Below are 20,795 nucleotides of genomic sequence, written 5' to 3' on the forward strand. Positions count from 1 at the left end.
CCACAAAAGCCGAGATTTCCCGCTCGGCGCTTCAGGTATCGGCCGCCAGATCATGCAGGCTGCGCAGCTTCTTCTTGTTGATCTTGCCGACGCTGGTGCGTTCTATCGCATCGACGAAGCTGACGCGGTCGGGGATGGCGTAGCGGGAGATGTCGCCGGCGCGGCTGCGCGCAGCGACCAGCTCGATAATCTCGGTTTCGCTGACCTCGCTGCCTGCATGCCTGACCACCAAGGGCAGCGGCCGTTCGCCCCATTTGGCATCGGCGATGCCGATCACCGCGACCTCGTTGACCGCCGGGTGCATGGCGATGATGTCCTCCAACGCGAGTGAGGAAATCCATTCACCGCCGGTCTTGATCACGTCCTTGATGCGGTCGGTAACGCGCAGGTAGCCGCCGCTGTCGATGTTGCCGATGTCGCCGGTATGCAGGTAGCCGCCGGCCCACAAGGTTTCAGAGGCCTCTGGATTGTGCAGGTAGCCTTGGGTAAGCCACGGCGCGCGCACCACCACTTCGCCGGTGGCAATGCCGTCGTGGGCGACTTCGTTCATATCTTCATCGACGATGCGCAACTCCACCAGCGGCACGGGAATACCGGCCTTGGTGCGCAGCGACAGTTCTTCATCGGTGCCAGCCAGGGCATCCACATCGATCTGGGCGAGGGTGAGCAGCGGGCAGGTTTCGGACATGCCGTAGCCGCCGAAGATGTCGATGCCGCGCGCCAAGGCCTGTTGTGCCAAGGCACGCGGCAGTGCGGCACCGCCAATGATGACTTTCCAGTTGCGCAGATTGGTATCTGCTGCGGCAGGGTGGCCCAGCAGCATATGCAGGATGGTCGGCACGCAATGCGAGAAGGTCACCTTCTCGCGCGCGATCAGGTCCAGCAGCTTGCCCGGCAGGTAGCGGCCCGGATAGACCTGCTTGATGCCCAGCAGCGTGGCCACATACGGCATGCCCCACGCGTGTACATGGAACATTGGCGTGATCGGCATGTAGACATCGTCGCGGTGCAGCCGACCCTGCTTGGACGCACTGCCCAGCGCCGCCATCGCGGCCAGCGAATGCAGGACAAGCTGGCGATGGCTGAAGAAAACGCCCTTGGGCAGACCGGTGGTGCCGGTCGTATAGAACATGGTGGCGCGGGTGTTCTCGTCGAAGTCCGGGAAGTTGCGGACCGGCTCGGCGCCGCGCAGGCCTGCTTCGTACTCGGTGGCGAAGCCGGCGGGCAGCGGGCCTGCTTCATCGTCCAGCAGCACCCGCGTGCGCAGATCCGGTAGCTGTTCGTCGATGCTCTCCAGCACCGACAGGAACTCGCGGTTGGCCAGGATGACGCGTGCGCCGCTGTGGTTCAGGGTGTAGGCGATCTGTTCCGGGGCCAGGCGGATGTTCACCGTCATCAGTACCGCGCCGATCATCGGCACGGCGAAGTAGCTTTCCAGGTAACGGTTGCTGTCCCAGTCCATCACCGCCACGGTGTCGCCGGGTTTGACCCCTAGCGAGGTCAGCAGCCCGGCGAGCTGGCCGATGCGCGCCTGCAGCGTGCGGTAGTTGAAGCGGACCTTGTCGCCGTAGACGATCTCCTGATCGGGATTGATCGTCAGCGGTGTATGCAGCAGCTGCTTGATCAGCAGCGGGTAGGCGTAGGCGCTGGAATCGGCGGGGCTTGCGTCGGCTGCGAATGACATCTGTATATCCTGGTTGGCAGCGGGTCAGCGGCCGGAGGCGGCGGGAATGGACAGCTGCGCGCGCTGCAACGGCGTTTCCGCACGAGGCGTTGGTTGGATCAAGGCATCCTGCGGTGGGGCGTGTGCTGGATTCTCGAGGTGATCCCAGACCTGATCCATCGCCGCAAACATGTAGGGCAGCAACGGCACATAGCGCTTGCGGTAATCCGGGAAGGCCAGCAGCGAGTCGAAGTGCTGGCCGTTGCTTACCCGCCAATAGGCGATCTGCGCACCCGCCTTGCGTGCAAGCGGCACATAGCGGTCGCTGGTCATGCTGATCGGCACCAGCCCATCGTCGGTGCCGTGGATGACCACGATTGGCAGGCCGCGACGCGGCGCCTTGGCGGCAGCGTCGGCGATGCCAGCGCGCACGCGTTTGGCATCGGCGCTGTCACCCAGGCCGAGTGCACGCAGGCAGTTCAGCCCGCGCAGCGGGTCGTCCGCCGACTGTGTGGCATTGCCGTCCACCAGCATCACGCCACTGCCCGGTGGAATGCCGCTGCCTTCGCTCCACCAGCTTGCACGCAGCTCGGCGGCGGCAGGAACGGACTTGCCGTCCGCACCGACAGCGGAATAGCTGTAGGCGCAGGGGTGTTCACCGGCGCCGTAGCGACCATAGGCCGAGGCATAGGTCACCGCGATTGCACGCCACAGGTCGAAACCGGTCGAGAACGCACCGGCGCGCAGCGCGCCATCGCTGAGCCCCGCGTCGGCGAGTTGCTGGCGTGCCGACTGTGCCTGTGCGGCGGTGTCATCGCCGTGCACCAGCCCGGCCGATTTCAGGACGGCACAGCGCTGCGTCCATGCCGGTGCTGCCTGTGCCTGCATCGGTGGTTGCGGCAGGTCATCCAGCGCAAGCAACGCGCAGGGCATCAGCAGTGCGGACTGGGTGACGAAGTCGTAGAGCGGCGGGGCGCCGGCCACCGAAACATTCGGCTCGCCTGCGACCATCGCATCGAACCAGTCGCCCTCGATCTCGGCCGCACGCAGTACCGCGCCGCCGCCATTGGAAACACCTGCGCCCAGCGTGCGCGTATTGGCCGGAGTGAACGGTGCCGATTGCGGATAGGCGCGATCCAGTGCCTGCAGGCCGAACTGCAGCGCCTGCAGAAGATGTTGGCCCCAGTCTGCTTCCGGGTTGTCACCGGAATGGGCGTGTTTGAAGGCAATGCCGTGCGCGGCTTTGGTATCGGTCGGGGCGAAGGCCAGTGCGCCCTGCGTTGCAGGCGTGCCGTCGGCCTGGAAGCCACTCCTGGCGTCCAGATCGTAATAGTCGCTGCCGGTGCCCTTGTCGGTATAGGCGACCGCGCAGCCGTGGGCCAGGCCCCAGCTGCCAGCAACCGAAATCGCGCCGTAGATGCCGCGCGAACCGGAGGAGGCCGCCGCCACCAGGCAGCGCTTTGCCGGATCGAAATTGTCGGGAACCTGCACCAGCACCCGATGCGGCTGATGTGCGCCGGGGATGCGCGCATAGGCCGAGAATTCACGCCCCGGCGCAGCCTGCAGATTGCCGTAGACATCGCCGAAGCCGCCGCCGGGGGTGAGGTCGGCGATGCCGCGCCAGCTGCTCCAGATCGCGCGGCGGCGTGCTTCCTCGGCGGTCGGCTGGGCTGCGCTGGTGAACGCCGGGGCGGTGGCGACGCGCAGGCCATCGAGCCCCAGGCCAGCGGTCAGCAGATCATCGCTGCCGCGGTGTGCGGTTTCGCGCCAATGTTCGAACGTTGGAGTCGCGGTACTCGCGGCGGGCTTGGCGGCAGTGGCGACGGAAACGCAGCCCAACAGCGGCAGCGCGGCGCAAAGCAGGTTAACGGGGCGGGGGATGTTCATTGCCACACACTAACAAGCCAGTGTGTATCTGCCAGCGTACCTAGGTACCCGTGCCCGGTCGCTGGCTAATTTGCTAACCTCGTCTGGACATGCCGACCCTGCTCATTGCCGATGACCACCCCTTGTTCCGCGCCGCCTTGCACCGCGCGGCCGAAGAGGCGGTTGATGACCTGCAGATCAGCGAGGCCGATTCGCTGGACAGCGTGCTGGAAGCGATCGAGAGCCAGCAGATCGACCTGATGCTGCTGGACCTGCACATGCCGGGCAACCATGGTCTTGCCGGATTGGCGACGATTCGCGCCCTGCAGCCGGGGCTGGCGATCATCATCGTCTCGGCCAATGAAGAGCCGCATGTGATCCGTCGCGCCATCGACCTTGGCGCTGCCGGCTATCTGCCCAAGAGCTCGGGGCTGGTGGACCTGCAGCAGGCCTTGCAGACCGTGCTCGATGGCGAGCGCTGGATACCGGCGATGCTGCGTGAAACCGTTGCCCGGGTTGCGCCCTTCAGCAAGGACGCCGATCTGGCCGCGCGTTTGGCCAGCTTGTCCGCGCACCAGTACAAGGTACTGAGCCTGGTCGCCGAAGGCCTGCTCAACAAGCAGATTGCTGATCGCCTTGGCGTGCAGCTGCGCACGGTCAAGGCGCATATGACCCGCATCATGGGCCGGCTGGGCGTGCGCAACCGCGCGCAGGCGATCCGTGTGCTGCACGAAATGGGTCTGAATGATCCGTCGCGGCAGATCGAAGAGACGCAGGACGCCTGAGCTGCGGCGCGGCCTGCGGCCGGCCGGTTCAACGGCGTCTGCGGTATCAACCCTCGACCGTGCTGCGCGTTGCCAGCAGGTGGTTGATCGCCCAGCGCAGCGCCAGTGGCTTGAACGGCTTGTTCAACAGCGACAGCCCAACTTCGCGCACCGCCTCGCGCGTATCGCTGCCGGTATCGGCGCTGAGGATTACCGTTGGCCGCTGTCCATGCAAGGCGACAAGCCGCTTCCACAGCTGTACACCGGTATCGTCATCATCGAGGTGGTAGTCGAACAACCACAGGTCTGCTTCGCCTGCTGACGTCCCAACTGCCTTGGAGTCGCCAGCGGCGATCACATCGCAACCCCAGGCGAGCAGCATTTGCCGCATTGCTTCCAACGCGGCCGGATCGTTATCGACCACCAACACCCGCGTGCCCTTGATGGTGCTGTTGCTACCAGCGGGTGTTTCATTGCGTGAGGCAGGCGGCGGCGTTGCCCGCGACACCGTGATGGAGAACGCCGAGCCACGATTGACCACGCTGTGCAGTGCCAGCGGTGCGTGCAGCAGGTCGGCGATGCGGTGCGCAATCGCCAGGCCAAGGCCGAGCCCTTGGCCATTGCTGCGGTCGCCGCGATGGAACTCCTCGAATACGACGCTCTGCTGCTCCGGGGTGATGCCTGGGCCGCTGTCATGCACGCCGATGGTCAGCGTGTTGCCATTGCGACGCACGCCGAGCAGTACGCCACCGCTGCGGGTGTAGCGGATGGCGTTGGCGAGGAAGTTCTGCAGCACGCGACGCAGTAGCAGCGGGTCACTGTGCACCCAGACGCGGCTGCGCACGTAGCGGAACTGCAGGCCGCGCGCAGCTGCCAGTACGGCGAACTCCTGTGCCAAGGGATCAAGCACGGTCGACAAGGCGAAGGGGCGTGGGTCGGCAACCAGCCCGCCGGCTTCCAACCGCGAAATATCCAGCAGGCCCGACAGCAGATCGTCGGTGGAATCCAGGGCGCCGCGGATCTGGCGCAGGAAACTGTCCAGGAATTCCGATTCGATGTGCTGCGACATCGCATCGGTGAGCAGCTGTGCGGCGTGCAGGGGCTGGATCAGATCGTGGCCGACCGCGGTGAGGAAGCGGGTCTTGGCCACGTTCGCGCGTTCGGCTTCGTGCACGGCCTGTTCCAGGCGCGCGGTGCGGTCCTGCACGCGCAGCTCCAGGGTTTCGTTGCTGCGCTTGAGCGCATCCTCGGCCATGCGGAAGGCGGTGACATCGGTGAAGGTGGCGACATAGCCACCACCAGGCATCGGGTTGCCACGGATTTCGACGATGGTGTTGTCGGGGAAGATGCGCTCAGACAGATGCGGTGTGCCGCGACGCATATGCGCGATGCGACGGTTCAGCGCCTTGCCGACGTTGTCACCCGAGGCCTCGCCGATCTTCAGTTCGCCCAGCGCCCATGCGGTCAGGTTGGCGACCGGCTGCCCGACCTGCAGCAGTTCGGGCGGGAATTTGAACAGCGCGGCATAACGGCTGTTCCAGGCCACCAGCTGCAGCTGGGCATCAACCACGCTGATGCCCTGGCTCATGTTTTCCAATGCGGCTTCCAGCAGGCGCTGGTTGAAGCGCAGCGCCTGTGTTGCTTCGCCGACGGCGCGGGTAACCGCATCCAGCGGCGCAGCGCCGCCATCACGCGCGGCCTCGACCAGCAGCCGTGCCATGCCGGCGCCGACCACGGCGGTGAGTTCACGCTCGATGGCGGTGACCCGGTCGTCATCCAGCATCTGCCCGGCATGCCCGTCCATCAGCTGCCGTGCGCGTTCCTGGCCGAGGAAGCGGCCGGCGGTCTTGCGCAATGAGGCAGCGGCTACCGCATCGCGTTGCAGCGGCAGCGAAGGACGGATCGCGCGTGATACCAGCGCAACGGTGATCAGGTTGACCGCCAGGCTGGCGCTCATGCTGATGGCGATGTGGCCGGGCTGCATGCGCAGCGAGAACAGCGCCAGCCAATGTAAACCATCGCTGCCCGCGGCTGGATCCGGTGCGGGTATCACCATCGGCAGCAACACCAGCCACAGCCAGACCAGCGAACCCAACACGATGCCGGCCATGATCGCGGGCGAAGGTGTGCGCGGCCGATACACCGCCAGCAGCACTGCCGGTGCCAGCTGCGACAGGGCGGTGAATGACATCAGGCCGAAATCGCTGAGCGCCTCGGTGCCGCTCATCGCGCGGCTGTACAGCCACGACATCAGGAACACCGCGAGGATGCCGGCGCGACGGAAGGCCAGCACGCGCGGGCGCAGATCGGCACCTGCATCTCCGCCGACATTCATGCCGCCGAGCAGATGTGAGCCAAAGCCGTGGTTACCGAGCATGATCGACAAGGTCAGGCCGGACAGGATCATCATGCCGGTGGCCGCGCTCAGGCTGCCCAGGTAGGCGAGCAGCGCCAGCAGGTGATGGCCGCGCTCCTGCGGCAAGGCCAGTACGTACAGATCAGGCGATACTGCAGCCCCGAGCTGCGCGGCACCAGACAGCGCCATCGGCACCGAGGGCAGACCGATCAACAGCAGATAGAGCGGAAACAACCAGCGTGCGGTCTTCAGGTCCGAGGACTGGCGCAGTTCGACCACGCCGACATGGAACTGATGGGGCAGGGTGAACGCCGCCATCGCACCCAGGGCGACCATGGTCAGGAAGTCGGGAATCACCGCTGGCGGCGGCAGATGCGCCATCTTTTCCAGCAGCGGCGTACCGGCGCGATGCACCGAAATTGCCGCATACAAGCCAATCGCGAGCAATGCTGCGAGCTTCAGCAGCGACTCCAGCCCCAATGCGACCACGATGCCGCGGTTGTGCTCGGTGGCCGAGGCCTTGCGCGCGCCGAACAACATGGTGAAGGCCGCCATTGTCAGCGCGAACCAGAATGACATGTCCAGCTGCCAGCCGCTGGCGGCGAACTGACTACCGAGCAACGCGCTCAAGCCTTGGCTGACTGCTTTGAGCTGCAGCGCGATATAGGGAATGATGCCGAACAGCGCGACCAGGGTGATGGTCACGCCCAGTCCCTGATCGGTGCGCAGCCGTGCGACCACCAGATCGGCGATGGTGGCGCTGTTGTGTTGTTTGGCCAGCCGGCCCAGCCGTGCCAGGAATGGCAGACCCAAGGCGAAGATCAGCGCCATGCCGATCAAGGTCGGCGGAATCGGGAAGCCCCATTGCACGCCCTGCGAGGCAGCCCCGTAATACGTCCAGGCGGTGCAGTGCACGCCCAAAGACAGGGCGTAGATGGCAGGCCAGATCCTGCCGAGACGGTGGCCCTGGCGTTCACCCCACAGGGCGACGCCGAACAGCAGCACGGTCCACGCGATGCAGGCGAACAGGACGATGGAGGGCGTCAACATCGCTCCAGTGTAGAGAGAACCGTGGCCGACGTGCTGGGTCCCGACCATTGCTGGCCGGGAAGCTTGGCGTCAGGGCGCGATCACGATCAGTGACAGCTGCTCGGCGGCCAATGCCATTTCGCCGCCGGGTTGCAGTTCCACGCTCTTGTGCTGGGTCAGCAGCCATTGGCCGGGCTGGCGCGGTTCCAGTGAGATCAAGCGTGATCGCACGCGGATATCAGAGCCGCTGGGAACCGGTGCCAGAAAGCGCACCTTGTTCAAACCGTAGTTCAGCACATGGGCGATGCCGGGGAAGCTGGTCAGGGCGGCCACGTCTTCTTCAACGGTAAGCGAGAGCAGCAGGAAGCCGTGCGCGATGGTCTGCCCGCCCGGCAAACCGGCCTGAGCACGGGCAGGATCAACGTGGATCCAGTTATGGTCACCGGTGGCCTCGGCGAAGGCGTCGATGCGCGATTGCGCGATGTGGGTGGGCTTGCCAAGCCGCTCGCTTGCGGCCCATTGCTGCAGTGCCTGCAGGGCTTCCGGCAATTCCCCGGTCTTGTCACCGGCGCTCATTGCAGGCGTCCAAGCAGGACCAGGATCGCATCACGCGCCTCGGGCTCGGACAGGGTTGGTGCATGACCGACGTCCGGTACCTCCACCAGGCTGGCGCTCGGCGAAGTGGCGGCCATCTGCCGGGCGACATCGGCCGGCAGGATGTCCGACAACGCGCCACGTACCACCAGCACCGGCACGCGTGAGGTAAGCCCGCGCACAGCGCGCCATAGCACCGGTCGCAGCAGCCACAGCACCCACGGCCGGGTGGTGCGGATGATGGCCGGGTCATAGTCCAGTTCCAGCAGGCCGTCGTCGCGCTGGCGGAAGCTGCGCGAGGCCATCGCCCGCCAGTCTTCGGCGGTAAAACGCGGGAAGGATGCCTTGCCGATGGATTCGGCGTAGGCCGCTGCCTGGTCCATATCCATCGGTGGCAGCGGCTTGCCGGCATACTTGCCGATCCGCGCCAAGGCTTCGCGTGGCACCTTGGGGCCGGCGTCGTTGAGCACCGCTGCTGCGATCAGCTCCGGTGTGCGCGAGGCCAGGGTGATGGCGACCAGCACGCCCAGCGAGGTACCGATGAACACCGCTTTGGCAATGTTCTGCGAACGCAGCAGCGCCACCATGTCGTCGGCGTAGGCGCGCGGGTTGTAGCTGGTCGGGTCGGGTGCACGTGCAGAACCCGCACGGCCACGCAGGTCGACCGCAAGCACGCGCCAGCCGACATCAGTCAGCGTTTTGGCCAGCGCATCGAAGTCAGCGGCATTGCGGGTCAAGCCAGGAATGCAGACCACCGTGCCGCGGGGCGATTGCCCCGCGGCCGGTGCATGGTCGCGCGCGTGCAGGCGCAGGCCATCGTTGCTGTTCCAGTACAGATCATCGTAAGACTGCGTCATGCAGGTGTTTCCTAGAAATCGTAGCGGACGCTGAGACTGTACTGGCGCGGCGGGCCGTAGAAGCCGATCAGGGTGCCAACCGCCGGGATGTTGTAGCCGGTGGTGCGGTATTCCTTGTCGGCCAGGTTGGTGCCCTGCAGCGAGAAGGTCCAGGCGTCATTGAGCTTCCAGATCACGCCGGCATTGACCAGCCCGTAGCCGTCCTGACGGATCACCGGGCTCAGGTCGGTGGTCGGCCACACTTCGCTCTGGTAGCTGTAGCCCACACGTGCGGACAGGTTGCTGCCATTGGCCAGCTCGGTGCGGTACTCCACATTCAATGCACCCGAGAACTCCGGTGCATTGGTGAACTTCATCTGTTTGGCGACGTTGACGCCACGGTCCATGTACTCGTCGTACTTGGTGTCCAGCCAGGCCAGGTTGCCGGAGATCAGCCAGTGTGCGGTCGGCAGGTACTGGTACTCGATTTCAAGACCGTTGACGGTGCCCTTGCCGGCATTGGTGAAGTCGCCGAAGAAGGCATCGTTGACGCCGTCGCCATTGGTGTCGATGCCGGTGAACACCGACAGCTGGATGTCCTTGTACTTGTTATGGAACGCCGACAGGTTCAGGAACAGGCGCGAATCGAGGAAGCCCATCTTGCTGCCGATCTCGAAGCTGTCGACGGTCTCGTCATCGAACGGCTCGGCCGAGCGCGGCACGGCCACGGCATTGGCGCGGATGTTGTAGCCGCCGGACTTGAAGCCACGTGTTGCCAGGCCGTAGACCATGATGTCCGGGGTGATCTGGTAATCCAGCGACACCTTGGGCGAGACGTTCTTGAAATTGGTGGTCTTGTCGAAGTCGGCTGCAACCGCGATCGGCCGGGTGAAGGTCGCATCGGAGTAGAAACGGTTCAACACCACCGCGCGCTTGTCTTCATCGGTATAGCGGGCACCGACATCGAGCTTGAGCTTGTTGGTCAGGTCGAAGGTCCAGTCCGCGTACAGTGCGATGCTGTCGGTGAGCACCTTGCCGCGGGTGTCGCCGAACTGCAGGTTGAAGAAGTTGTTGCGGATCTGGCCGCCGGCTTCACCGCTGAACTGGTACAGGCCAACCACACCGCGCACGCGGCCGCCGGCGTCGTAGTTCAACTGCAACTCGTTGCTGACCTGGCTGTCCTCGTAGAAGCCGCCGACGTCGGCCAGCTTGACCGGCGTGGTGTCGAAGTCGATGTTGGAGTGGCTGTCCGATTCGCGCTTGGCGACGACATACTTCAGTGCAATGTCGTCGTTGGGACGCCAATTGACCGTAGCCGAGGCGCCCTTGGTCTCGACACTGTTGAGGTTCTGCATGCCCGAGCGGATGTCGTAGCGGTCATCCATCGGCGGGTAGGCCGGGGTGAACGGGTTACGCGCCAGCATCTTCGAGCCACGCATGCCGGACTGATCGTCGATCCAGTCCAGGGCGAACTGCACGTCGAAGTCGTCGCCTGCGTAGGCACCCAGGTTCAAGCGCGCGGCATTGATCTGCTTGTCGCTGATCGGCTGGCCGTTGTAGGTGTTCTCGCCGAAGCCGTCGCGGTTCATGCTGGCCACCGCGATGCGCCCGCGCAGGCCGCTGTCGGCGCCGCCGAGCGGGCCGCCGATGGCCGCCTTGGCATCAAGCTGGTTGTAGTTGCCGGCGGTGATCTGGGCATAGCCCTCGACCTGTGTCGGCAGGCCGCGCGAGATGTACTTGATCGCGCCGCCAATGGTGTTCTTGCCGTACAACGTGCCCTGCGGGCCGCGCAGTACTTCGATGCGTGAGACGTCGAATACGTCCAGCAGCGCACCCTGTGGGCGGGCGATATAGACGTCATCCAAGTAGATGCCAACGCCCGGGTCTGCGCCCCAGGTGGGATCGGACTGGCCGACGCCGCGGATATAAGCGGTGACCGTGCTGCTGGCGCCGCGCGCCGCATAGATGGTCAGGTTGGGTACCTGCGAGTCGAGATCGGCGATGTCCTGCACGTTCAACTTGTCCAGCGCTTCGGAGGTGAAGGCAGTGACCGCGACCGGCACTTCCTGCAGGGTTTCCTCGCGCTTGCGTGCGGTGACGGTGATGCTGTCCAGGTTGGTGGCCGAAGCGGCCTTGCCTTCCGTCGCCGCAGCCGGTTGTGCTTCCTGTGCCAATACCGGCCCGGAGGCCAACAGCGCGCCGATCATCAGGCTCAAACAATTCCGCTTCATTCGGTCCTCCCCAGGCAAGTACGTTGTAGATGGCCGTATGCCACCCTCGGAGCCAAGGCTAGCGGGGTGTCTGTGTACCAGCGAGTGGACCTAGGTCCAGTCGGCAGCGGCGATCAGATCAGGATACTGAGCGCCTCCTCATTCGGAAGCGCCGTATGTCGTTACTGATCGTACTTGCAGCGCTGGGCTTCCTCATGCTGGTGGCCTACCGCGGTTACAGCGTGATCCTGTTCGCGCCCATCGCCGCACTCGGTGCGGTGCTGCTGACCGACCCGTCGCTGGTGGCGCCGATGTTCACCGGCTTGTTCATGGACAAGATGGTCGGTTTCCTGAAGCTGTATTTCCCGGTGTTCCTGCTGGGTGCGGTGTTCGGCAAGCTGATTGAGTTGTCCGGCTTTTCCAAGTCGATTGTCGGTGCGGCTATCCGCCTGTTCGGGCCGCAACGGGCGATGCTGTCGATTGTGCTGGTGTCCGGCCTGCTCACTTACGGCGGCGTTTCGCTGTTCGTGGTCGTGTTCGCGGTCTACCCGTTCGCTGCCGAGATGTTCCGCCAGAGCAACATCCCCAAGCGGCTGATTCCGGCGACACTGGCGGTCGGCGGTTTCAGCTTCACCATGGATGCGCTGCCGGGTACGCCGCAAATCCAGAACATCATTCCGACAACGTTCTTCGGCACCGATACCTGGGCCGCGCCGGTGCTCGGCATCCTCGGCAGCATCTTCGTGCTGGCGGTGGGCATGGCCTACCTGGAATGGCGCCGCCGTGTTGCCGTGCGCAACGGTGAGGGCTATGGCGATCCGGCGACGTTGGTCAACGAGCCGGTGCCGTTTACTGGCACCAATCTCGCGCATGCGGGTATCGCGGTGTTGCCGCTGTTGCTGGTGTTCGTCTCGAACAAGCTGTTCACCCTGGGTATTCCGCACTGGTATGGCGCCGAGCACAGCTTCGTGCCGTCCATCCTCGGCAAGTCCGCGCCGGTGGTGCAGGAAGTGCCGAAGATCGCTGCGATCTGGGCAGTGGAGGGCGCGCTGCTGGTCGGCATCCTGTCGGTGATGGTGCTGGCATGGCGCCCGGTTGTGACCCAGTTTGCCGATGGCACCAAGACCGCGATCAGTGGCGCCTTGCTGGCCGCGATGAACACTGCCTCGGAGTACGGGTTTGGTGCGGTGATCGCCGCATTGCCGGGCTTCATGGTGGTGGCCAATGCCTTGGGTTCGATCAAGGACCCGCTGCTGCATGAAGCCGTTACCGTGACCGGCCTGGCCGGCGTCACCGGCTCCGCCTCGGGCGGCATGAGCATCGCCTTGGCGGCGATGTCGGAGACCTTCATCGAGAACGCGCAGGCGGCCGGCATCCCGATGGAAGTGCTGCACCGGGTTGCGTCGATGGCCTCCGGCGGCATGGACAGCCTGCCGCACAACGGTGCCGTGATCACCTTGTTGATGGTGACCGGGCTTACCCATCGCCAGGCCTACAAGGACATCTTCGCCGTGACCATCATCAAGACCCTCGCGGTGTTCGTGGTGATCGGCATCTATTACGCCACCGGCTGGGTTTGACAGCGGCGTCGCAACACCCTCTGGAAGGCTGGTCCACGAGGATTTCCGGTACGACTTCATCCACGACTCACGCATGAGGATCTGGCTATGAAATCTGGAATCGTTTCAATCAAGGCTGTTCTATTTCTGCTGTGTAGCTGGCTGGCGCCGGGCAGCGCGTTTGCGCAAAGCGCTGCAGGCCATTGGGATTTCGGTCTGTATGGCAACCTTTTCGGTAGCCGCGAGTATCAGGTATGGGTGCCGGCTGGCTATGAGGCAAGCAAGCCGCTGCCGGTGCTGCTGGTGCTGCACGGCTGCGTCAACGGGCCCAACCTGATGGGTGAAGCCTCTGGCTTCAATGATGTTGCCGATGTCGAAGGCTTCATCGTGGTCTATCCGCGTCAGAACGTTACGTCCAACCCGACCCGCTGCTGGAACTGGCAGTTGCCGATCAACCAGGCACGTGGCAGTGGTGAGGCCTCGATCCTGGCCGGGATCGTCGATGCGGTGAAGGCCGACTACGCCGTCGATCCGCGCCGGGTCTACGTCACCGGCATTTCCGCTGGCGGCGCGATGACCTCGATCATGCTCGCCTGCTATTCGGATGTGTTCGCTGCGGGAGCCATCCATTCCGGCGGCATGTACAAGGGCGCGACCACGGTATCCGGCAGCGCTTATGCACTGCTGGCCGGCAGCATCTATTCACCGGAAAGCAATGGCAAGCTTGCCTGGCAGTGCTCGGGCTCGCCGTCGCCGCGTCCGTTGCCGGTGCTGGTGTTCCATGGCACCGCCGATGCAACGGTCAATCCGGTGAACGGCCAGCAGGCGGTGCGGCAGTTCCTGCAGACCAATGATCTGGCCGATGACGGCATGGACAATGATTCGGTCAAGTACGTGCCGACCAGCACCGTTGCGGGGCAGGTACCGGGTGGTCGGGCTTATACGGTCAAGAACTACACCTACGGCGGCAGGACCCTGGTCCAGGACTATCTCGTGCATGGGATGGGGCATGCCTGGAGCGGCAGCCAGTCAGGCCTGCCGTTCACCGACCCGAAGGGACCGGATGCGACCTTGATCACCTGGTTGTTCCTGAAAGACCAGTTGCGTTGAGTGCGCGCAGCAGCCAGCCGCTGATCGTTTGGCACGCTGGGAACTGATTGAAGTGTGTCATCGCCAGCGTGGGAGCCGATTGCTCCTGCGCTGGCGTTCTGCTTCATGGGCTTCCAACTTGGCAATGCCATCGAATTGCAACCTTGTGCGGTGATGATCTGCGCGCCTCATGCCGCGCCATCAGCCCTATCCGGGCCGTGCGCAATCATCAACTGCCAACCAAGGCCATTCCATGCAGCGTCACCGCACCACTTCTGCAGTTACCCGCGTTACCCATGATTTTCCGCGTCGCTCGCTGCTGGCCCAGGCCTGCGCACTGCTGATCCTGCCGCTCGCCGCGCAGACCGCGCTGGCCCAGGATGCCGCGCCGGCCGAGGCACGCAGCGCCGCCACGGCGCTGGATACCATCACTGTCACCGCCGAGCGCCGCGAGCAGAACCTGCAGGACGTGCCGGTGTCGGTGGGCGTGGTGCAGGGCGAGGCGCTGCGCAGCTATACCGAAGGTGCCGACGATACGCTGCTGGCGCTGTCCGGCCGCGTGCCCAGCTTCTATGCCGAGACCACCACCGGGCGCATCTTCCCGCGCTTCTACATCCGCGGCCTGGGCAACATCGATTTCTACCTGGGCGCTTCGCAGCCGGTCTCCATCATCCAGGACGACGTGGTGCTGGAGCATGTGGTGCTCAAGTCCAACCCGGTCTACGACGTGGACCAGGTGGAAGTGCTGCGCGGCCCGCAGGGCTCCTTGTTTGGCCGCAACACCACCGCCGGCATCGTCAAGTTCGACACGGCCAAGCCCAGCCAGGACCCGAGCGGCCGGGTCAACGTGAGCTACGGCAGCTACAACACGGTCGCCATCGACGGTGGCATGGGTGGCGCGATCAATGACGTGCTGTCCTACCGCGTGTCGACCCTGTACCAGCACCGTGATGATTGGGTGGACAACACCTATCGCGGCCCCAGCGCCGACGGCACGGTGACGCCGAAGAACGACACCATGGGCGGCTACGACGATCGCAACCTGCGCCTGCAGCTGCTGTACAAGCCGAACGAACAGTTCTCGCTGTTCGGTTCCGTGCATACCCGTGACTATGAGGGCACCTCGACCCTGTTCCTGCGCAATGCGCTGGTGAAGGGCAGTAATCGCACCGACGCACCGCGCGACAAGGTCGCGTTCGATGAGGCCGACAACAACCCGCAGGCCTACAAGACCCATGGCGGCTCGCTGAAGGCCACCTATGATTTCGGCAACACCACGCTGACCTCGATCAGCGCCTACGAAACCACCTCCGGCTACAGCCGCGGTGATACCGACGGTGGTGCCGCGGCGAACTACCCGGTCAATGGCCTGCCCAACGGTTACGGCCAATCGATGGGTCAGATACAGGACCTGGACCAGTTCACCCAGGAACTGCGCCTGGCCTCCAATGAAACTGATCCGCTGTCGTGGCAGGTGGGCGCGTTCTACTTTGATGGTCGCGACACCACCGATTTCTATCAGCGCGCCTGGTTCCTCAACGCGCCGGCACGCAATCCGAACAACTGGGTGCGCCTGCGCAACATCAATACCTCGTGGGCAGGCTTTGGCCAGGTGAGCTGGAAGGCTACGGACGCGCTGACCTTGACCGCGGGTGTCCGCGCGACCAAGGACGAGAAGAGCACGCGTCTGCTGAAGACCGCCGACACCGCTGCCGGTCTGGTGACCTACAAGGGCCGCCACAACGTCGAGATGTCGGATACCCAGCCGAGCTGGGACCTGAGCGCGATGTATGAGGTCAGCCCAGAGCTGAGCCTGTACGCACGCGTGGCACGTGGCTTCCGTGGGCCGACCATCCAGGGCCGCTCGGCGGTATTCAATGCCGACTTCACCACTGCCGATTCGGAAACCATCCTGTCCTGGGAAGCCGGCATCAAGAGCAGCCTGTTCGACAACCGCCTGCGCCTTAACGTCAGTGGCTTTACCTATACGGTCAATGACATCCAGCTCAACGGCAACGATTCCAACGGCAACGGCGTGTTGTTCAATGCCGACAAGGCGCGTGCCTATGGTCTGGAAGCCGACATGGATTGGCGCCCGATCCCGAACCTGTCGCTGACGGCCGGCCTGAGCCTGCTGCACAGCGAGATCCAGGACAAGCGCGTGTATGCGCAGGTCTGTGCGTTGAATGGTGTGGTGGTGTGTACGGTCAACGACCCGACCATCAAGATCGGCAGCAATGTCTACGCCCAGATCGACGGCAACCCGCTGCCGAACGCACCCAAGTACAACTTGAACCTGGCTGCGCGTTACGACATTCCGGTGGGTGATGATGGTGCAGTGTTCTTCGCCACCGATTGGAACAAGCAGGGCGAAACCCAGTTCGTGCTGTACGACAGCAAGGAGTTCTACTCCAAGGGCAATTTCGAAGGTGGACTGCGCGTTGGCTATACCGGCGGCTACGGTGCCTGGGAAGTGGCGGCGTTCGCCCGCAACATTACCAACGAGAAGAACCTCAAGGGTGTGATCGAGAACTACATGGCGGCGGTCTACAACGATCCGCGCATCATCGGTGTTTCGTTCAATTACAACTGGCGTTGATTGCTTAAGCCCCTCTCCCGCGAGCGGGGGGAGAGGGACCGCTTGCGAACCATTGGTTCGCGGTCGCTCGAGCGCCCTTGCGCCAGCGCAAGGGCCGGGGCGCGGAGCGGGGGTTGGGGTGAGGGGACGGTGCGAAGCGCCGTGCAGCTGCGCTTTGCCGCAGTCGTACAGTGGTAAAAGCAGGGGCTGGAAGCCAAAAAGCCAAAAAGCCAAAAGCCAAAAGCCGCCCTCATCCGCCCCTTCGGGGCACCTTCTCCCGTAAACCGGAGAAGGGAAGCGGCCAAACCCAAATCCCACAGCCAAAGCCCAAAGCCCAAAGCCAAAAGCCCAAAGCCCAAAGCCCAAAGCCGGCTCCGGATGTCTGATCAGGCCATCCCCGCACCCACGGTCGCCCGAACCGGAATCCCCGCCGGATCAAACTCCTCCAGGCAGAACACATTCACCCCGTAATAGTCGGGGGTAACCCGTTTGCGGTGGAACGGATAGATGCCGCAGGTGCCACAGAAATAGTGGTGCGCGGTCAAGGTATGGAACTGGTACTCAACCAGTGCCTCCTGCCCTGACAGCAGCTCGAACGCAGATTCATGAACCTTCACCATCAAGGCGTTCTTGCGCCGGCAGATCGAGCAGTCGCAGGTGGTCAGCTCCGGGAAGTCGGTTTCAATGCGGAAGCTGACAGCGCCGCAATGGCAGCTGCCCCGGTAAGTCTGCAGGGGACGGTGGGACACACGGATCTCCAGAAAGAAGGCGAGCGGCAAGGCGAGGCTTGGATCATACTCAGCCCATCATCGGACGTGTGGGGAGAGGGTGATGCGCGCATTCCTGAAAGGCTTGCTGGCGGTTGTGCTGGGCTTGATCGCCGGCAGCGCGGTGAACATGGGGCTGATCGTGCTCGGCGGGCATCTGGTGCCGCCACCGGCTGGTACGGATACCAGCACGACTGAAGGCCTGCAGGCCGCGATGCCCCTGTTTCAGGCTCGCCACTTCCTGTTTCCTTTCCTGGCCCATGCATTGGGCACATTGGCCGGTGCTTTGCTGGCAACCTGGATCGTCGGGCGCAGCAGCAAGATCCCAGCACTGATGATCGGCCTGCTGTTCCTGGCGGGCGGCATCGCCAGCTGCTTCATGCTGCCCGCACCGCGCTGGTTTGAAGTGGCGGACGTGCTGCTGGCCTACATCCCGTTCGCCTGGCTGGGTTACGTATTGGCAAGAAAACCGCGGTCGTAGGAGCGGTGTAAGCCGCGAAGCTGAATTTCCAACCGCAATCATTACGCCTGAAATTGCAGGCAATTGGCTGGCAGACCCCGTACGAGCTTCGCGGCTTACGCCGCTCCTACAAGCCTGCAGGCAACGCCTGCCCGAAACACAGCACATTGCCTGCGGGGTCGGTGACGTTGAAATCGCGCATGCCATACGGTCGATCGGCTATGGCAACGGTGATGGCCACGCCTGTTTCCTGCAGCAGTGCGTGGTAACTGTCGATCTGATCGATATGTAGATACAGGCGGCTGATTCCCCCGGGCTTTGCATCGCTGCGGGTGACCAGGGTCAGCTCAACCTCGTCGCGGCAGACAGAGGCCATTTCAGCGGGCTCACCCCATTCCCACGCCAGCGAGAAGCCAAGCTTGTTGCGGTAGAACGCAACGGCTGCGGGAAGGTCATCAACACCAAGAAATGGCGACACCGAATGGAAACGTGTGGCAGTCATGGCAAGTGTCCGTTTGGGTCCCAGGTTCAGGGGTTTGGCTGAATCAGCCGGGTATCCGCGTCGTGTTCGGCGTCGCTCGGGGATTGTTGCTGCGTTGCGATGGTGTGCTGTGGCGGCGGCTTCCGCAGTGTCAGGCTGTCGATGTCTTCGCGTAGCTGTCGCGATCGATATCCACAATCTCGACACTGATCTGCAGCTCCAGTCCACCGGCGGAAATGAGTGATCCGAGTGCCTCCAGCAGCACTTTGGCAACATCGTGTTTGATATCCCCGCTGCGGCCACTGAGTATCGCAAGCCGTGCAGCCACAAAGCCTCGTGGGCTGTCTGCGGTACCGACTGCGAAGCTGTCGAACGCCAAGGTGCGGGTTTTGATATCCGCCTCTTCGAACTGGCCAGTACCAAGCAAGGCATGGTTGACGGCGCGCAGCAGTGCCGGGGTAATCGCGGTGGCGAGATTACTGCTGTGTTCGATAGTGAGATGCGGCATGGCTAACTCGTTGTCAGGGCTGTGTGGGTGAGAGCAAAGCGTTGATGCGCTGGATCATCGCATCTGGATAGGTGATATGGGTGGGTGTGTCGGCAAGCGGTGCACTGGCGTCGGCATTGCGCAAACCCGCATCGAGCCCGCTTTTGGGCAGGTAGATCGGTGCTTCGACCGAGAAGCCATGCTCGGGCAAGCGGCCGTGGATGGCGCGATACAGCTGGATGGCGTCAAGCAAGGTCAGTGCTGGACCGGGATGCATGCCGTCGGCGTCATACCACTGCAGGTCCGGTGCCGCGGCCGAGGCGGTACGCAGGGCTTCGGAGATTGCCACATAGGGAATGCCGGCCTGTTCTGCAGCTGCCGCTTCCTTGGCGATCAGGCGAGCGGATGCTGCCGGGTGTGCCTGGTAGCTGCCCAGCAGCAGTACGCGTGCGCCTGCGTCGCTACCGGCTTTTGCCAGCGTCCTGATCGCCGCCTGCGATTTTGCACAGGCGGCTTCGTCGGGCCAGCACAGCAGGGCGCCGCCTTGCTCCTGCAGGACCAACAGTTGCGGGCGATGCTCGGCCAATGCACGTTGAACCGAGCCATCCGCAACCCGGTCGTCCAGTAGCGCGCCACCTTTGACGATCATCTGGCTCTGCAGCGGATGGCCATTGGCGGCGCTGAGCGCAGCGTAGGTTGCTGGCAGGTTGCCCACGTAGATGAGGCTGTTGCCAACGAACAGTGCTTTCGTCGGCTGCGCCGAAGGTTGCGCAGCGCACGCGGTGAAGGCGAACAACAGCATCAGCAGTGAGATCCATCTGCGCATTCCAAACTCCGTGTCGTGATCGGCTACTGGTGAGACTCTGACCGCATCACCAATCGATGGTTCCGCGGATCACGGTCTGCACCTGTCCACCGGACCAGACATCGCCGTGTGCGTCGATGCGTAGTTCCAGCAGGGCGTCGTGACCGACTTCGCGGCCCTGGCTGGCTGTGTAGCGCTTATCCACGCCGGGCAGGGCATCGCGCTCGTCCAGCCAGGCGGCCAACACCGCATTGGCGGCACCGGAAGCAGCATCTTCAAAACGACGGCCATTGCCTACGAAGGCGCGGACCACCAGTTGGTAGCCGTCGCCAGCGGCGCGCGCATAGGCGAATACGCCCATCGCGCCGGTGGATTCAGCGAGCTTGGCGATTGCATCCCAGTCCGCGTTGAGTGCGCGGAGAGTGGCTTCATCAGCGACTTCGACAACCCACCAACGGCGGCCGCCATCCATCAAGGCCGGCGGCAGCGTGCCCAGCGACCAGCCGGTGATGGCAGGCTGCAGGCGTGGATCGTCCGCAGTGACGATCTCGGCCACCGAAGCGCGCGGGGTGCGGATGGCGATGCTGCGCACGCCGTCGTGTTCGCTGATCTGCAAAGGCAACTGGCCAGCGATGCCGTCCTGTACCAGTTGTCCGTCGATGGCTGTTGCTACGCCGCTTTCAAGCACGGCATGCGCGCTGCCGACGCTGGGATGGCCGGCGAACGGCACTTCCTTCTGCGGCGCGAACATGCGGATGCCGTAGCTGCTGCCGGGTTTGGTCGGGGCGAAGATGAAAGTAGTTTCTGGCAGGCGGGTCCAGCGGGCGATGGCCTGCATGGCGGCATCGTCCAGGCCATCGGCATCGAGTACGACGGCCAGTGGATTGCCGGTGCCGGGGCGCGGGGCGAAGACGTCGAGTTGCAGGAAGCGGCGGGTGGTCATGGGATGTCCGGATGCTGTGAGGCTGTTGCTGTTGCTGTTGCTGTTGCTGTTGCTTTGGCCGTGGCCGTTGCTTTGGCAGTTGCAGTTGGCTTTTGCTTTAGCCCCTCTCCCGCCAGCGGGAGAGGGGTTGGGGTGAGGGGGGGCGGACGAAGTCCGCTTGCTCTGGTTTTTGCGCGGTTGAGGGATCACAAAGAAAAACAGCAAAGGCATGCGTGCTTCGCACGCTTCCCCTCATCCGCCCCTACGGGGCACCTTCTCCCGCAGGCGGGAGAAGAAAAAGCGGATCGCTGCGTTCTGTCGGATACCGC

The 20,795-nt window shown here is 63.9% G+C and carries 16 protein-coding genes; 5 read left to right on the forward strand and 11 right to left on the reverse strand.

Going from position 1 to position 20,795, the window contains the following annotated elements:
- Positions 1 to 31 precede the first annotated feature (31 nt).
- Both ACVOLS_RS03230 and ACVOLS_RS03235 read right to left on the reverse strand, forming a co-directional pair.
- Positions 32 to 1,684 carry a fatty acid--CoA ligase gene (locus ACVOLS_RS03230; protein WP_481544455.1) on the reverse strand — a complete coding sequence of 551 codons (1,653 nt, stop codon included), beginning with the start codon at positions 1,682 to 1,684 and terminating at the stop codon, positions 32 to 34.
- A gap of 24 nt (positions 1,685 to 1,708) precedes the next feature.
- Positions 1,709 to 3,550, reverse strand: coding sequence for a 3-hydroxybutyrate oligomer hydrolase family protein (locus ACVOLS_RS03235; protein ID WP_481544456.1), 1,842 nt, complete (start codon positions 3,548 to 3,550; stop codon positions 1,709 to 1,711).
- A gap of 89 nt (positions 3,551 to 3,639) precedes the next feature.
- Between ACVOLS_RS03235 and ACVOLS_RS03240 the strand changes: the two genes are divergently transcribed.
- Entirely contained in the window at positions 3,640 to 4,314 is a 675-nt protein-coding gene (locus ACVOLS_RS03240) for a response regulator transcription factor (protein ID WP_313170456.1), read from the forward strand.
- A gap of 46 nt (positions 4,315 to 4,360) precedes the next feature.
- On the opposite strand, the gene ACVOLS_RS03245 is transcribed toward ACVOLS_RS03240, so the two are convergent.
- From ACVOLS_RS03245 to ACVOLS_RS03260, 4 genes are all read right to left on the reverse strand, one after another.
- Positions 4,361 to 7,699 (reverse strand): hybrid sensor histidine kinase/response regulator, encoded by a 3,339-nt coding sequence (locus ACVOLS_RS03245; protein WP_481544457.1) that lies wholly within the window; start codon positions 7,697 to 7,699, stop codon positions 4,361 to 4,363.
- Positions 7,700 to 7,768: 69 nt separating this feature from the next.
- Complete coding sequence (locus ACVOLS_RS03250; RefSeq protein WP_481544458.1) at positions 7,769 to 8,254, reverse strand: MaoC family dehydratase; 486 nt, start codon at positions 8,252 to 8,254, stop codon at positions 7,769 to 7,771.
- Positions 8,251 to 9,129: an alpha/beta fold hydrolase gene (locus ACVOLS_RS03255; protein ID WP_481544459.1), complete on the reverse strand. Its 879-nt coding sequence runs from the start codon at positions 9,127 to 9,129 to the stop codon at positions 8,251 to 8,253. Before ACVOLS_RS03255 ends, ACVOLS_RS03250 begins: the two co-directional genes overlap by 4 nt.
- An 11-nt stretch (positions 9,130 to 9,140) precedes the next feature.
- Positions 9,141 to 11,339, reverse strand: coding sequence for a TonB-dependent receptor (locus ACVOLS_RS03260; protein ID WP_481544460.1), 2,199 nt, complete (start codon positions 11,337 to 11,339; stop codon positions 9,141 to 9,143).
- A 155-nt stretch (positions 11,340 to 11,494) separates the two neighbouring features.
- Between ACVOLS_RS03260 and ACVOLS_RS03265 the strand changes: the two genes are divergently transcribed.
- From ACVOLS_RS03265 to ACVOLS_RS03275, 3 genes are all read left to right on the forward strand, one after another.
- Entirely contained in the window at positions 11,495 to 12,898 is a 1,404-nt protein-coding gene (locus ACVOLS_RS03265; protein WP_481544461.1) for a GntP family permease, read from the forward strand.
- A gap of 87 nt (positions 12,899 to 12,985) precedes the next feature.
- The gene (locus ACVOLS_RS03270; RefSeq protein WP_481544462.1) at positions 12,986 to 13,987 is read left to right on the forward strand and encodes an extracellular catalytic domain type 1 short-chain-length polyhydroxyalkanoate depolymerase; all 1,002 of its coding nucleotides are present in this window, start codon (positions 12,986 to 12,988) and stop codon (positions 13,985 to 13,987) included.
- Positions 13,988 to 14,219: 232 nt separating this feature from the next.
- Positions 14,220 to 16,565, forward strand: a complete 2,346-nt coding sequence (locus ACVOLS_RS03275; RefSeq protein ID WP_481544463.1) for a TonB-dependent receptor — start codon at positions 14,220 to 14,222, stop codon at positions 16,563 to 16,565.
- A 365-nt stretch (positions 16,566 to 16,930) separates the two neighbouring features.
- Here the strand turns inward: ACVOLS_RS03275 and ACVOLS_RS03280 are convergent, their stop codons facing one another.
- Positions 16,931 to 17,293 carry a GFA family protein gene (locus ACVOLS_RS03280; protein ID WP_481544464.1) on the reverse strand — a complete coding sequence of 121 codons (363 nt, stop codon included), beginning with the start codon at positions 17,291 to 17,293 and terminating at the stop codon, positions 16,931 to 16,933.
- A gap of 82 nt (positions 17,294 to 17,375) precedes the next feature.
- Here ACVOLS_RS03280 and ACVOLS_RS03285 point away from each other — a divergent pair, with 82 nt between their 5' ends.
- Positions 17,376 to 17,792 carry a hypothetical protein gene (locus ACVOLS_RS03285; RefSeq protein WP_481544465.1) on the forward strand — a complete coding sequence of 139 codons (417 nt, stop codon included), beginning with the start codon at positions 17,376 to 17,378 and terminating at the stop codon, positions 17,790 to 17,792.
- Positions 17,793 to 17,898: 106 nt separating this feature from the next.
- Here the strand turns inward: ACVOLS_RS03285 and ACVOLS_RS03290 are convergent, their stop codons facing one another.
- From ACVOLS_RS03290 to ACVOLS_RS03305, 4 genes are all read right to left on the reverse strand, one after another.
- Positions 17,899 to 18,273, reverse strand: a complete 375-nt coding sequence (locus tag ACVOLS_RS03290; RefSeq protein ID WP_481544466.1) for a glyoxalase superfamily protein — start codon at positions 18,271 to 18,273, stop codon at positions 17,899 to 17,901.
- A 130-nt stretch (positions 18,274 to 18,403) separates the two neighbouring features.
- A complete protein-coding gene (locus ACVOLS_RS03295) occupies positions 18,404 to 18,760 on the reverse strand; it encodes a 5-carboxymethyl-2-hydroxymuconate Delta-isomerase (protein ID WP_481544467.1) in 357 nt (118 codons plus the stop codon).
- Between the two features lie 13 nt (positions 18,761 to 18,773).
- Positions 18,774 to 19,565, reverse strand: a complete 792-nt coding sequence (locus tag ACVOLS_RS03300) for a hypothetical protein (protein WP_481544468.1) — start codon at positions 19,563 to 19,565, stop codon at positions 18,774 to 18,776.
- A gap of 46 nt (positions 19,566 to 19,611) precedes the next feature.
- Positions 19,612 to 20,487, reverse strand: coding sequence for a PhzF family phenazine biosynthesis protein (locus ACVOLS_RS03305; RefSeq protein ID WP_481544469.1), 876 nt, complete (start codon positions 20,485 to 20,487; stop codon positions 19,612 to 19,614).
- Positions 20,488 to 20,795: the final 308 nt, after the last annotated feature.

Source organism: Stenotrophomonas sp. STEN038, from assembly GCF_056759895.1.

Bases quoted from the DNA above. Each gene is read 5' to 3' on its own strand.
- ACVOLS_RS03230 (WP_481544455.1), bottom strand. From the start codon at position 1,684: ATGTCATTCGCAGCCGACGCAAGCCCCGCCGATTCCAGCGCCTACGCC.
- ACVOLS_RS03235 (WP_481544456.1), bottom strand. From the start codon at position 3,550: ATGAACATCCCCCGCCCCGTTAACCTGCTTTGCGCCGCGCTGCCGCTG.
- ACVOLS_RS03240 (WP_313170456.1), top strand. From the start codon at position 3,640: ATGCCGACCCTGCTCATTGCCGATGACCACCCCTTGTTCCGCGCCGCC.
- ACVOLS_RS03245 (WP_481544457.1), bottom strand. From the start codon at position 7,699: ATGTTGACGCCCTCCATCGTCCTGTTCGCCTGCATCGCGTGGACCGTG.
- ACVOLS_RS03250 (WP_481544458.1), bottom strand. From the start codon at position 8,254: ATGAGCGCCGGTGACAAGACCGGGGAATTGCCGGAAGCCCTGCAGGCA.
- ACVOLS_RS03255 (WP_481544459.1), bottom strand. From the start codon at position 9,129: ATGACGCAGTCTTACGATGATCTGTACTGGAACAGCAACGATGGCCTG.
- ACVOLS_RS03260 (WP_481544460.1), bottom strand. From the start codon at position 11,339: ATGAAGCGGAATTGTTTGAGCCTGATGATCGGCGCGCTGTTGGCCTCC.
- ACVOLS_RS03265 (WP_481544461.1), top strand. From the start codon at position 11,495: ATGTCGTTACTGATCGTACTTGCAGCGCTGGGCTTCCTCATGCTGGTG.
- ACVOLS_RS03270 (WP_481544462.1), top strand. From the start codon at position 12,986: ATGAAATCTGGAATCGTTTCAATCAAGGCTGTTCTATTTCTGCTGTGT.
- ACVOLS_RS03275 (WP_481544463.1), top strand. From the start codon at position 14,220: ATGCAGCGTCACCGCACCACTTCTGCAGTTACCCGCGTTACCCATGAT.
- ACVOLS_RS03285 (WP_481544465.1), top strand. From the start codon at position 17,376: ATGCGCGCATTCCTGAAAGGCTTGCTGGCGGTTGTGCTGGGCTTGATC.
- ACVOLS_RS03290 (WP_481544466.1), bottom strand. From the start codon at position 18,273: ATGACTGCCACACGTTTCCATTCGGTGTCGCCATTTCTTGGTGTTGAT.
- ACVOLS_RS03295 (WP_481544467.1), bottom strand. From the start codon at position 18,760: ATGCCGCATCTCACTATCGAACACAGCAGTAATCTCGCCACCGCGATT.
- ACVOLS_RS03300 (WP_481544468.1), bottom strand. From the start codon at position 19,565: ATGCGCAGATGGATCTCACTGCTGATGCTGTTGTTCGCCTTCACCGCG.
- ACVOLS_RS03305 (WP_481544469.1), bottom strand. From the start codon at position 20,487: ATGACCACCCGCCGCTTCCTGCAACTCGACGTCTTCGCCCCGCGCCCC.